We start from the raw sequence: 12,592 nt of genomic DNA, 5'->3' as shown, positions 1-12,592 counted from the left end.
CCATGACAGCTGCCGTACCTCTCTCGGGCGGCCGCCACGGGAGCATCGCCCTGCTGCTTCGCCTCAGCGACGCGATCGCGGCCATTCTGCTGGCCGCGGATCTCGTCGTCGTCTGCGGTTCCGTGCTGCTGCGCTTCTGCTTCAACGCGCCGGTGGAGTGGTCCGACGACGTCGCGCGCGGCCTGATGGTCGGCTCGGCCTTCTTCGGCGCGGCGAGTGCGCTCGCGCGCGGCGAGAATGTCGGCGTCTCCTTCTTCCGCGACCTGGCTCCGGTACGGCTGCGCGCGCTGGTCGATGCCGCGAGTGCGCTGCTGGTGGTGCTGATCTCGGGCTACGTCGCCTACAACGCCATCAAGCTCGGTTCGCTGACGGCGGGCCAGACCACCGGATCCGGCTTGCCGCTGGAGCTGACCTTCTACCCGATGGGCGCCGGCGCGCTGTTCATGACGGTGTTCGCGATCGACCAGCTCTGCGCCAGGCCGCTCCCTGATATCGCCAGAGGCCTCGTCGCGATTGCCGTCGTGACCGGCCTCTATCTCGTATGGGATTATCTGTCGCCCGCCACGGTGCCGTCGGCGGGAACGCTGATGCTGATCGGTTTCTTCGCGACGCTGGTCGGCGGCTTGCCGATCGGCTTCGCGCTGGCGCTGGCCGCGCTGATCTTCATCTGGGTCGAGGGCGCGCTGCCCGGCGTGATCTTCGCCCAGCAGATGGCGCGTGGCATCGACAATTTCGTGCTGCTCGCGATTCCCTTCTTCATCCTCGTCGGCTACCTCATGGAAGCCAACGGCATGTCGGTGCGGCTGATCGAGCTGTTGCAGCGCGGGGTCGGCCGCATGCGCGGCGGCCTCAACGTTGTGATGGTGGCCTCGATGGTGCTGTTCTCCGGCATCTCGGGCTCGAAGATGGCCGACGTCGCGGCGGTCGGCTCCGTGCTGATTCCGGCCGCGCGCCGCTCCAAGCAGAATCCGGGCGGCGCCGTGGCGCTGCTCGCGGCCTCCGCGGTGATGGCGGAGACCATTCCGCCCTGCATCAACCTGATCATCCTGGGCTTCGTCGCGAATTTGTCGATCGGCGGCCTGTTCGTCGCAGGGCTGCTGCCGGCGGCGTTGATGGCGCTGGCCTTGATCGCCGTCTCCATCATCTTCGGCAAGACTCCAACTGAGACGCCAGCTGATGCCGAGGACATCGCGCCGCAGATGCCGGTGTCCGGCCTGTGGAGCGGCGCGATCGCCTCGTTCGGTCTGATCTTCATGATCTTCTTCGGCTTCAAGAGCGGCTTTGCCACCGCCACGGAGATCTCGGCCTTTGCCGTGGCTTATGCACTCGTTGTCGGCAGCGTGGTGTTCCGCGAGCTCAGCTTCACATCGGCCGCGCACAGCTTCGTCCAAGGGGCGACGCGCGCGGGGCTCGTGCTGTTCATCGTTGCCGCAGCACAATCGCTGGCGTTCACGCTGACCCTCCAGCAGGTGCCGCATGCGGTCGGCGATTTCATGCTGGGATTGTCCAAGACCAGCGGTACCTGGCTGTTCATCCTGCTCGCAATCGGCGTGCTGATCGTGATGGGCTCGGTGCTGGAGGGCGCGGCCGCGCTGATCATCTTCGGGCCGTTGCTGCTGCCGGTGGCCGTGCAGCTCGGCATCGATCCCCTGCATTTCGGGGTCGTGCTCGTGATCGCGATGGGCATCGGCCTGTTCGCGCCGCCGCTCGGGCTCGGGCTCTACGGCGCCTGCCTGATCGGCAACGTGCCGATCGAGCAGACGGTGAAGCCGATCATGGGCTATCTTGGCCTGTTATTCCTTTGCCTGCTTGTGATCGCGTTCGTGCCATGGCTCAGCACGGCATTGCCGCGCGCGTTCGGCTACTGAAGGAGTCTTGCCGTGAAAGTCCTGCTGGCCCACACGCCGGAGATGCGCCGCAATTACTATGGCGATCGCAGCCTGGACGGTTTGCGCGCGACCGCCGAGGTGGTCCTGCACGAGAGCGATGAGACGCTGGTCTCAACCAGCCTCGTGCGCGCTGCGCAAGATGTCGACATCATCGTGGCCGATCGCATGACCGAGGGACGCGGCGAGATCTTTGCGCAACTGCCGCGCCTGCGCGCCTTCGTCCGCTGCGCCGTCGACATCCGCAACGTCGATGTCGAGGCCGCCTCGAACGCCGGCGTGCTCGTGACCCGCGCCGGGCCTGGCTTCGTGCAAGCCGTTGCCGAGCTCGCGCTCGGCTTCATGGTCGATCTCTCCCGCGGCGTATCCCCGGCGACGGCCGACTACCAGGCAGGCCGCAAGCCGGAAGCGCGGATGGGACGGCAGCTCGCCGGCAGCAAGATCGGCATCATCGGCTATGGCAGCATCGGGCGCTATCTCGCCGACATTGCCAAGGTGATGCGCATGGAGGTGCTGGTCGCAGATCCCTTTGCGACCGTGAGCGACAGCGCCATCCGGCAGGTCAGCCTCGATGAGCTCCTCGCCGCGTCCGACTATGTCGTCTGCCTTGCCATCGCCAATGAGCAGACCGAGAACTTGATCGGGGGGGCGGCACTGGCGCGGATGCAGAAACATGCCGTTTTCATCAATCTCTCGCGCGGCAATCTCGTCGACGAGGCGGCGCTGGCGAAGGCGCTGCTCGAGAATCGTATCGCGGGTGCCGCGATGGATGTCGGCCGCGCGCCCGACCAGATGCCAAGCCCGGAGCTTGCGAAGCTTCCCAACGTCATCGCGACACCGCATGTCGGCGGCCTGACGCCGCAGGCGATCGAATACCAGTCGCTGGAAACCGTGCGTCAGGTCGAGGCGATCGTCAAAGGCGAGATCCCGCAAGGCGCCGTCAACGCCGACCGCTGGACGCGTCGGCCCTGATCCGGCTCTACAGCCGGTCCACTGCTTTGAACGTCCCGTCCTTCTGGATCACCGTCAAAAACACCTTCGGCGGCGCGTCGAGCATGCGCATGCCGACGGTGACGGTGCTGCCGCTGATGTCGAAGCGGCCGACATCGTTGATGGCGCGCAGCAGGTTCGCGCGCGTCGGTTGCGGCCCGGCTTGTTCCAGCGCCGCGGCGGCGAGGCGGCCGGTGAGGTAGCCTTCGAGCGACACGAAGTCCGGTGTCAGCGCCGGGTCGAACGCCGTCTGCGCCGCCTGGTAGTCGGCGACCAGCTTGAGCGAGCGGTCCCAGGGAAACGGCACGACCTGGGTGACGACGACGCCTTCGCCCTCGGGGCCGAGCTCCCGGGCGAGCGCCACGGCGCCGACGAAGGAGATGTTGACGAAGGTCGGACGAGCGCCGCTGCGGTGCGCGAGCTTGATGAACTCCGCGCAGGGACCGTAGGTCCCGACCATGACGATCGCCTCGGGTTCGACGCGCTTGATCGTGCGCCAGGCCGACGCGACGGCGCGGGTGTTGCGCTCGAAGGTGCCTTCGGCGGCGAGCTCGAGACCGCGTTTGGCAAGCGCGCGCTTCACGCCGGAAAGACCGTCGCGCCCGAAGGAATCGTCCTGGTAGAAAATGGCGATGCGGGTGAAATGGCGATCCTCCGTGAGGTGCTTGACCCACGCCTCGGCCTCGGCGGCATAGCTCGCACGGATGTTGACCACGTTCGCAAGCTCGAGGTCGCGCAAGAATTCGGCGCCGCTGAACGGACCGATGAAGGGCACGTTCCTGGCGCTGGTGATCGGTATCGTCGCCATCGCGGTCGGCGTGCCCACCGCGCCGATCAGCGCGAACACCTTGTCGTCCTCGATCAGCCGCAGCGTCTGCGCCACCGAGCGGTCGGGATCGTAGCCGTCGTCGCGGCTGATGAGCTGGAGCTTGCGGCCATGGACGCCGCCTTTGGCGTTGATCTCGGTGAAAGCTGCGACGATGCCCTGCCGCATCCGCTGTCCGAGTGTGGAGGAGGGACCCTCGAGGGCTGCAGCCTGGCCGAACAGGATCGCATCCCCGCTGACGCCGATCTCGTCGGCTTTTGCCGGCAGCATGGTTGCTGCCAGGAGCGCGACGGTGATCACGATGAATGTCGCAGATGGAGATCGATACATCAAAAAGTCTACGGGTGCGGGGAGTGGTTTCGGGTAAAGCTATCGCCGCAGGATGAATCGCCGATGTATCGGCGGCTCCGTACTACTCCGGGGAAAACCGGCAACTTATTTCGACAAAGCCCGCACCATCCTGCACTTCATTAACTAAGCCGGCTGATGCAGAAAAGCCGCGTTCCGAAATTGTGCAGTTCTTAACCGGGGTCCTGTTCCGATAGTGGCTCCGGCGGCTCAACCAGAGGTTCGGTTGGCCGGGAGAGGGGACGGCGGTTTCTGGAATGGGCGGTCGGGATCAGAACGATCAGGATCGGGGACGTATGACCGGATGGTGGCGTGCCGCGCCGCTGCTCGGGCTCTATCGCCCTGCACTCGTCGCAGTCGGCGTTGGTCTTCTGTTCTCGGTCGCGGGTGCGGCCGCTGTGGCGCGATGGGAAGGCCGCGTCAACAAGATCGAGTTCGAAAACGCGGCCGAGACCGAAGTGATCGTCATGCAGAACGGCATGGGCGAGTACATCTCTAGGCTCGTCGCGTTGCGCACGCTGTTCGAATCGACCAACCAGGAGATCACCCGCAGCGAATTCGAGACCTTCAGCGCCCGCCTGTTCGAGCGCCATCCCGGCATGCTGCGCATCTCCTGGGTGCCGCGCGTGAACCGCAAGGAGCGCGCCGAATACGAGGCCGCGGCGATCACTGACGGAGTGTCCGGCTATCGCATCAAGTCGCTCCAGGGCGATGCGTTCGCGACCGCGCCGCAGAGCGACGAATATTTTCCGGTGCTCTACTCGACCCAGCCCAAGACGTCTCCGGTCTACGGCATGGACTACGCGACCATTCCGGAGCGCCGCGCGATCCTCGAGCGCGCACGCGACACCGACCGCGTCTCGGCCATTCGCACCCGCCTCTACGAGCCGAAGGCGGGCGGCCGCTTGCCCGACGTACTCGTCGCCATTCCCGTCTACGCCAAGGGAACATCGCGCGACACCGTCGTGGACCGGCGCCGCAATCTCGCCGGCTTCGTCGTCGGCGTCTTCGACCTGCCGCTGCTGATCCAGTCCATTCGCGCGACCACCGGGGCAAGCCCCGCGGTCAGCGTGAACGTCTATCCGCCGTTTACGGCGCAGATCGTCGGCCTGGAGGCCATGCTGCCGGATTATTCGTCGGCCGCGACGGCGCCGCAGTCGATGCGGGACGTCGCGCAGACCCTGCACTGGTCGGGCAATCTCAAGATCGGCGGCATGGATTGGCAGGTGCGGGCGGTTCCGGCTGCCGGCGGTCCGCTGGAGACGACTTACGATCGCGCGGGCGCGGTGCTGATCGTCGGCATGCTGCTGACGCTGTCGCTTTCGACCTATCTCATGCTCGCGAGCCGCAATTCGCAGCGGCTGTCGCTGGCGAACCGGCGGGTGCTCGAACTCGCCCAGACCGACACCCTGACCGGATTGCCGAACCGCGCCTTCTTCCTCGCCCGGCTCGACGAGCTCAATGGCCGTTTGATGGACGCCGGTCCGACCTTCTCTATCCTGATGCTCGACCTCGACCGCTTCAAGAACGTCAACGACTCGCTCGGTCACGGTGCGGGCGATGCGCTGCTGCGTCAGGTCGCACAGCGGCTGAAATCCGCGCTGCGCGCCAGCGACGTGCTGGCCCGGCTCGGCGGTGACGAATTCGCCATCATTCAGGAAGCGTGCGAGGATCAGCGCGTCTGCTCGACCGAACTGGCGGGGCGGATCGCCAAGCTCGTCGCCGAGCCGTTCCTTCTTCCCGGACATCGCGTCGAGATCGGCACCAGCATCGGCATTGCGATCGCGCCCGATCACGGCACCGATCAGGAGCAGCTGCTGAAGAAGGCCGACCTTGCGCTGTACCGCTCGAAATCATCGGGCCGCAACTGCTTCACCATCTACGACAAGGCGATGTCGGCCGAGCTCGAGGCGCGCAGCACGCTGGAAGGCGATTTGCGCGACGCCATCGCGCGGTGCCAGCTCGAGGTGCACTACCAGCCCTTCGTCGACGCCCTCAGTGGCGCGCGGCGCGGCTTCGAGGCGTTGGTGCGCTGGCGGCATCCGACGCGCGGCTTGATTCCGCCGGACCAGTTCATCCCGCTTGCGGAGGAGACCGGGCTGATCGTGCCGCTCGGCGAGTTCGTGCTGCGACGGGCCTGCGCGGACGCTGTCGGCTGGCCGTCCGAGCTCGCGGTCGCCGTCAACCTGTCGCCGATCCAGTTCAAGGAGGCCGAGCTGTTCGAGATGATCAGCGCGGCGCTCGCAGATTCCGGGCTGCCGCCGCAGCGGCTGGAGATCGAGATCACGGAATCCGTTCTGCTGGAACGCGGCGTCGAGAACCACGCCTTCATGGAACGGCTGAAGAGCATCGGCATCGCGCTCGCACTCGACGATTTCGGCACCGGCTATTCGTCGCTCAGCTATCTGACCGCGTTCCCGTTCGACAAGATCAAGATCGACAAGTCGTTCATCCGCAACCTCACGCATCAGCCGCGCAGCTCCGCCATCATCTCCTCGATCGTGACGCTGGCGCGCGGGCTGGACATGTCGGTCACCGCCGAAGGCGTCGAGACCCGCGAGGAATACGAACGGCTGAAGGCGCTCGGCGTCAATTTCGCGCAAGGCTATCTGTTCGGCCGCCCGCACCCAATCGAACGGATTCTGTTCGACGCGGCCGCCAAACCGCCCCAACGCGACGCCGCCTGAGGGCGGCCGCCCAAGGATCGCTCAATGGGGCATGCGCGAAAAGCGCTTGACCCGGGCAGCCCCGGATGGTCGGAAGGACCGTCCAGGGATGAAACACACAATGCGGCTTCCGTTCTTCTACGGCTGGGTCGTGGTCGCGGTGACCTTCGTCACCATGGCCATCGGCGTCAACGCTCGCACCGCCTTCTCGCTGTTCTTTCCTCCCATCATCTCTGAATTCGGCTGGGAGCGCGGCGTCACCGCGGGCGCATTTTCCTTCGGCTTCGTGGTGTCGGGCATGGTCAGCCCGCTGATCGGCCGGCTGATGGATCGCGCCGGCCCGCGCGCGGTGATGGAGCTCGGCGTGGTTCTGATGGGTGGCGGGCTGCTGCTCGCGCCGCTCACGAGTCAGCCATGGCATCTCTACGTCACCATCGGCGTCATGGTTGGCGCCGGCTCGGTGTGTCTCGGTTATTCCGGGCAGTCGCTGTTCCTGCCGAACTGGTTCATCCGCACCCGCGGCCTCGCCATCGGCATCGCCTTCGCCGGGGTCGGCATCGGCTCGGTGACGCTGCTGCCGTGGGTGCAGCACATGATCGAAGGGACCGGCTGGCGCACCGCCTGCACGGCGATGGGCCTGATGATCCTGATCGTGCTGGCGCCGATCAATCTGTCCCTGCACAGGCGCCCCGAGGATATTGGCCTGCGGCCTGACGGCGATGCCGCGCCGGTCGCGGGTGCCGCAAAACCCGTCTCCAACATCGTCGATCCCGTCTGGGCCGGGACCGAATGGACACTCCGGAAAGCGGTCGCCACGACGCGGTTCTGGTGGATCGCGCTCGGCTATTTCTGCGGCCTCTACATCTGGTACGCGGTGCAGGTGCACCAGACCAAATTCCTGCTCGACATCGGCTTCAGCCCGGGTGTCGCGGTGTGGGCGCTCGGCATCGTCAGCCTGCTCGGCATTCCCGGCCAGATCCTGCTCGGCCATGTCTCCGACCGGATCGGGCGGGAATGGGTGTGGGCGATCAGCTGCGCGGGTTTTGCGATCTCTTTCGCGGCGCTGATGGCCCTGAAATTCCAGCCGTCATTGTGGCTGGTCTATCTCATGGTGTTCACGCAAGGCGCGCTCGGCTACGGCCTGACCTCGATCATGGGCGCAGTCGTGTTCGAGATTTTTCAGGGCAAGCACCAGGGCAGCATTTTCGGCACGATCATGCTGGCGGCATTGGCCGGCGGCGCCGCCGGTCCCTGGGTCACCGGCTTGCTTTACGATCGGGTCGGCGACTACACGCTCGCTTTTGGCGTTGCCATCATCGTAAGCGGGCTGTCGGCGCTTTCGATCTGGCAAGCTGCGCCGCGCAAGGTGCGTGCCGTCGCCGGGAAGCTTCAGGTGGGCGCCGGCGCCGAATAGGTTCCGTACGCAGCGGATTACCCTCGCTTCTTTTGCGGAACATTAAGCATGTCGCGTCTTGGCGCGGCGCGACCGGGCTGCAAAAACGTCTTGGACACCATCGCGGCACTAGCCTCGGTTGCTGTATCTTCCCGATGCCTCCGGGTCTAGCGATGTCCGCCTCCGATTGTGCCATGACAGAAACTCCGGAAGTGCTGTTGGCCGCGCTCGAACGCGCCGACGAGGGCATCGTCGTCGTCGACAGCGCGCGTCGCATCACGCATTTCAATGCCGGTGCAGAGCGGATCTGGAATCTCGCACGCGCTGATGTGCTCGGCCGCGACGCCGAAATTCTCACCCTCAAATGCCTTCAGGCCGAACCGTTTGCGGAGTTCCGGGACGAGATCAGCCTGGTGCGCCGTGACGGCAGCCGGATCCGCGCGGCCATCTCGCTTTCATCCATTGCAAGTGGCGGCATTGCCTATCGCATCGTGTTCGCGCGCGACGTCACAGCGGACGCCGAGCGCCGCATCAGGATCGGGCTTCTCCACGCCGTCTCCGACCAGACCAACCGTGCGGTGCTCATCACCGATACCGACCAGAACATTGTCTACGTCAATGCCGCCTTCACGACGCTGTTCGGCTACACCAGCGAGGAAGCCGAGGGCCGCCGCGCCAGGGGCCTGCTCGCGGGCCGCCACACCGATCGCAAGGCCGTTGCGAAGCTCGTCAAGCGCCTGATGGATGGCGGCCACCGCGGCGAGGTCGAGATGCTCGCCTATGACAAGGACGGCGAGGAGATCTGGGTCTGCGCCCGCATCGATGCCTTCCGCGACAAGAAGGGCCAGGTCAAGCACTTCTTCGCGCTGCTCGAGGACATCACCGAGACCAAGCAGCTGCGCTCGCTGCAGCAGCTCATCATGGGCGCGCTCGCCGACGAGGTTCCGATCGGCGAGATCGCCGACCGGCTGTGCCGCCGTGTCGAGCAGATGGCGCCCGACGTCGTCTGTTCGCTGCTGCACATCGATGCCGCGGGCCTGATCCATCCGCTCGGCGGCCCAAGCCTGCCCGAGGACTATTCCCGCGCGCTGGACGGCGTGGCCATCGGCCCCAATGTCGGCTCGTGTGGAACCGCGGCCTTCTACGGCGAGCCAGTGCTGGCGACCGATCTGGAGACCGACCCGCGCTGGCAGCCGTACAAGGCGATGCCGCTCGCGATTGGCCTGCGCGCATGCTGGTCGACGCCGGTCAAGGCCAAGGACGGACGGGTCATCGCCACCTTCGCCTTCTACTACCGGGAGCCGCGCGCGCCGAGCAATTGGCATCGGCGCATCGTCGAGGCCTGCGTCAATCTCGGCGCCTTCGCGATCGAGCGCAAGGAAGCGCGCGCCGAGATCGCACGGCTCGCCTATCACGACATCCTCACCGGCCTGCCGAACCGCGCGCAATTGCGGCGCCTGATCACCACCGCCATCGATGCCTGCCCGACCGGCAGCCACGTCGCGCTGGCCTTCCTCGACGTCGATCATTTCAAGGACGTCAACGACACGCTCGGTCACGCCGCCGGCGATGAGCTCCTGATCCAGCTGGCGCAGCGCCTGCGCGAGCAGATCGGACCCGAGGACATGCTGGGGCGATTAGGCGGCGACGAGTTCGTGATCCTGCTGCCGCGTCGTAACGCCGAGGGTGCCGAGCGCGTCGCGGCTGGAATCACCGAAGCGCTGGCGGCGCCGCTGCGGCTCGGCTCCAGGCAGCTGCAGATGTCGGCGAGCATCGGCGTCAGCCTCTATCCCGATCACGCCACCGACATCGACACCTTGATGCAGCAGGCGGACGCGGCCATGTACATGGCCAAGCAGGCCGGCCGCTCGACCCATCGCCTGTTCAGCGCCGAGATGAACGGGCTCACCGAGCAGCGGCTGGCATTGATTGCGGCACTGCGCCGCGCCATAGCCGAGGGCGAGCTGACCCTCAGCTATCAGCCGCAGATTCGCAGCTGCGACGGCTCCATCCATGGCGTCGAAGCGCTGGCGCGCTGGCATGATGCCGAGCTCGGCGACGTCTCGCCGGCAAAATTCATCCCGCTCGCCGAAGAGTGCGGCCTGATCGAGCAGATCGGTCTGTGGTCGGTGCGCGAGGCCTGCCGGCAAATGGCGAGCTGGCGCCGCGCCGGGCTCGAGATTCCATCCGTGTCCGTGAACCTGTCGCCGATCAATTTTCGCAACGTCACGCTGGCCGCGCGGCTCAAGGACATCCTCGCCGAATACGATCTGCCGGCGGATGCGCTGATGCTCGAGATCACGGAGGGCGCGTTCATGCAGGACAGCGTCGCCGCGCTCGAGACGATGAACGCGATCCGAGAGCTCGGCGTCGGGCTTTCCGTGGACGATTTCGGCACCGGCTATTCCAGCCTGAGCCGGCTCGCCCATCTGCCGATCCGCGAGCTGAAGATCGACCGCAGCTTCATGCGCGACATCGAGCGTGACGCTGGCGCGCTCGCGATCGCCACCGCCGTGGTGCGCGTCGGCCAGGGCCTCGGCATGACCGTCGTCGGCGAAGGGGTCGAGACTGAGGCGCAGCGCAAGGTGCTGGCCGAACTCGGCTGCGACGTCGTGCAAGGCTTCCTCTACGCACCCGCGCTCGCGCCTGTTGCCTTCGAGCGCTGGCTGATCGAGCACTGCGCCGAGCAGGCGCAGGCGATGTTGGCTCGTCTCGACATTGCACCGGCCGGCGCGACCGCAGTGAAGCGGTCAGCGTAGAAGCGACTTTCGGCGGGTGATGTCCGGGCTCAGGCATCCGGTTGCAGGAACGTGCCGTATTGCTTGGTCGCGACGACCGCGGCTGCGGCCTGTCCGATCATCCGCATTGCTGCCATCATAGGCCACGGTCCAAGACTCACCCGCCGAACGCCGACGCGAGCCAGATCCGGAAGTGCGGGAACGCCTTGTGTCACCATGATGTTGACCGGCAGAGGCGTGAGCTGAACGAACCTTTCAATGAGCGCGAGGTCGGTGAGGCCGGGGACGAAAATTCCGTCGGCGCCGGCCTCGGCATAGACCTTCGCTCGCCCCGCCGCTTCGTTCATGCACTCGTCCGGCGATCCGAATTTCAGCAAGAACGGATCCGTTCTCGCATTGATGAAAAGCTGAACTCCCAGATCTTTTGCAGCGTGCCGCACGGCCTTGATCTTGGCGGCATGGAGCTCGGGATTGACCAGTTGCCGCCTTCCCCCTGATAGCCCGTCCTCGATATTGATGCCGACGGCGCCGGCTTTCAAAATCTCGGTCGCCGATCTGGCGGCAGCCTCCGGGGTGTCGCCATATCCGGCCTCCAGATCGATTGAGACTGGAACAGATACGGCCGCAGTCATCCGCGACACCAGGCCGGTCACCATGTCGAGCGGGACATTTTCTCCGTCGGCGTATCCAAGTGCGGAGGCGACCGCCCCGCTGCTGGTCGCGATGGCCGGAGAGGTCTTCGCGATGGCTTTGGCGGTGGCGGCGTCCCAGGCGTTGAACAGGATGAGCGGATCGCCCTTCCTGTGAAGGGCATGAAAGGTCTCGGCATATTGCTGTTGTGTCTTGGCGTCCATTGCGCGTACTCCGGATTAGAGAACTCAAAGGATGTTGTGGGCGACCGCCCTCTGCGTTCAGTCAGGCGCGTGCGTCTTGAACCAGTCCATGATCAGGCCGGTGACTTCTTCCTCACGCTCGAGGTGCGGGAAGTGCCCGACATCGGGCAGGACAATCCGCTTGTGCGGCCCCTTGAACAGCGGCTCCTCCTTGACCGAGTACCTCGCTGTCGGATCGTTGCTGCCATAGATCGTCAGCGTCGGAGTGTGCATGTCATTGATCGGCAGCCGGCGCGCGAGTCCCGCATCGGTCAGGCCTCCGTAATATTTAAGCGCTGCGGCCATCGTGCCGGGCGAGCTGAGCGTCTCCTTGATTGAACGGATGTGCTCGGCATTGTTGAATGTCGGCGACCACAGCTTCCAGAGATAGTCGACGAAGGGAAGTCCCTCGGTACTGACCGCGGATTCGGCGCCGGGAAGCTGGAAGAAATAGACATGGAAGACGGCTCGAACGAGCTCCGGATCCCGTCTGATGCTCGAAATTGTAATTGGATGTGCGGTGTTCATGACCACGGCGGCCTTGAACGCCGATGGCGCCGTGGCCAGCGCCTGAAAGGTCGAGGTGCCGCCCCAATCCATGCCGACGACGCGTGCCTGTCCGTCGTCGCTCAGCGCCGCGATGAGGGCTTCAAGATCCTTGCCCAGTGCGATCGGATCGAAAACTCCGTCCGCCGGAATTTCGGTCGGTGCATAGCCGCGCAGGAACGGCGCGACCGCACGATACCCTGCATCCGCGAAGACCTGCAGCTGCTTTCGATACGACCAGGCATTATCGGGAAAGCCGTGCAGGAACATGACAAGGGGGCCGTCGCCCTGCTCGAGATAGGCGAAGCGCACGCCGTTGGCCTGCAC

General features: G+C 65.6%; 8 protein-coding genes. 5 read left to right on the top strand and 3 right to left on the bottom strand.

From position 1 onward, the window contains the following. Window positions 1-2: 2 nt before the first annotated feature. Together IVB45_RS28155 and IVB45_RS28150 are read left to right on the top strand one after the other, a co-directional pair. Window positions 3-1,868, top strand: coding sequence for a TRAP transporter large permease subunit (locus IVB45_RS28155; RefSeq protein WP_247358753.1), 1,866 nt, complete (start codon window positions 3-5; stop codon window positions 1,866-1,868). A gap of 12 nt (window positions 1,869-1,880) precedes the next feature. Next, complete coding sequence (locus IVB45_RS28150; protein ID WP_247358756.1) at window positions 1,881-2,858, top strand: hydroxyacid dehydrogenase; 978 nt, start codon at window positions 1,881-1,883, stop codon at window positions 2,856-2,858. Window positions 2,859-2,865: 7 nt separating this feature from the next. Here IVB45_RS28150 and IVB45_RS28145 read toward each other — a convergent pair whose 3' ends face one another. Beyond that, a complete protein-coding gene (locus tag IVB45_RS28145; RefSeq protein ID WP_247358758.1) occupies window positions 2,866-4,032 on the bottom strand; it encodes an ABC transporter substrate-binding protein in 1,167 nt (388 codons plus the stop codon). A 314-nt stretch (window positions 4,033-4,346) separates the two neighbouring features. Between IVB45_RS28145 and IVB45_RS28140 the strand changes: the two genes are divergently transcribed. From IVB45_RS28140 to IVB45_RS28130, 3 genes are all read left to right on the top strand, one after another. Then, window positions 4,347-6,737, top strand: coding sequence for an EAL domain-containing protein (locus IVB45_RS28140; RefSeq protein ID WP_247358759.1), 2,391 nt, complete (start codon window positions 4,347-4,349; stop codon window positions 6,735-6,737). A 100-nt stretch (window positions 6,738-6,837) separates the two neighbouring features. Then, window positions 6,838-8,130 carry an MFS transporter gene (locus IVB45_RS28135; RefSeq protein ID WP_247359186.1) on the top strand — a complete coding sequence of 431 codons (1,293 nt, stop codon included), beginning with the start codon at window positions 6,838-6,840 and terminating at the stop codon, window positions 8,128-8,130. Window positions 8,131-8,282: 152 nt separating this feature from the next. Then, entirely contained in the window at window positions 8,283-10,868 is a 2,586-nt protein-coding gene (locus IVB45_RS28130; RefSeq protein WP_247358762.1) for an EAL domain-containing protein, read from the top strand. A 29-nt stretch (window positions 10,869-10,897) separates the two neighbouring features. Here the strand turns inward: IVB45_RS28130 and IVB45_RS28125 are convergent, their stop codons facing one another. Both IVB45_RS28125 and IVB45_RS28120 read right to left on the bottom strand, forming a co-directional pair. Beyond that, the gene (locus tag IVB45_RS28125; protein ID WP_247358764.1) at window positions 10,898-11,701 is read right to left on the bottom strand and encodes an isocitrate lyase/phosphoenolpyruvate mutase family protein; all 804 of its coding nucleotides are present in this window, start codon (window positions 11,699-11,701) and stop codon (window positions 10,898-10,900) included. 57 nt (window positions 11,702-11,758) lie between these two features. Further along, window positions 11,759-12,592 carry an alpha/beta hydrolase gene (locus IVB45_RS28120; protein ID WP_247359188.1) on the bottom strand — a complete coding sequence of 278 codons (834 nt, stop codon included), beginning with the start codon at window positions 12,590-12,592 and terminating at the stop codon, window positions 11,759-11,761.

Source organism: Bradyrhizobium sp. 4, assembly GCF_023100905.1.
Lineage (GTDB): Bacteria > Pseudomonadota > Alphaproteobacteria > Rhizobiales > Xanthobacteraceae > Bradyrhizobium.
This window is presented reverse-complemented; position numbering and strand designations above follow the sequence as displayed.

What these genes read in the sequence shown, in the direction of transcription:
- IVB45_RS28130 (WP_247358762.1), top strand. Translation starts at nt 8,283, where the DNA reads ATGTCCGCCTCCGATTGTGCCATGACAGAAACTCCGGAAGTGCTGTTG.
- IVB45_RS28155 (WP_247358753.1), top strand. Translation starts at nt 3, where the DNA reads ATGACAGCTGCCGTACCTCTCTCGGGCGGCCGCCACGGGAGCATCGCC.
- IVB45_RS28140 (WP_247358759.1), top strand. Translation starts at nt 4,347, where the DNA reads ATGACCGGATGGTGGCGTGCCGCGCCGCTGCTCGGGCTCTATCGCCCT.
- IVB45_RS28125 (WP_247358764.1), bottom strand. Translation starts at nt 11,701, where the DNA reads ATGGACGCCAAGACACAACAGCAATATGCCGAGACCTTTCATGCCCTT.
- IVB45_RS28145 (WP_247358758.1), bottom strand. Translation starts at nt 4,032, where the DNA reads ATGTATCGATCTCCATCTGCGACATTCATCGTGATCACCGTCGCGCTC.
- IVB45_RS28135 (WP_247359186.1), top strand. Translation starts at nt 6,838, where the DNA reads ATGCGGCTTCCGTTCTTCTACGGCTGGGTCGTGGTCGCGGTGACCTTC.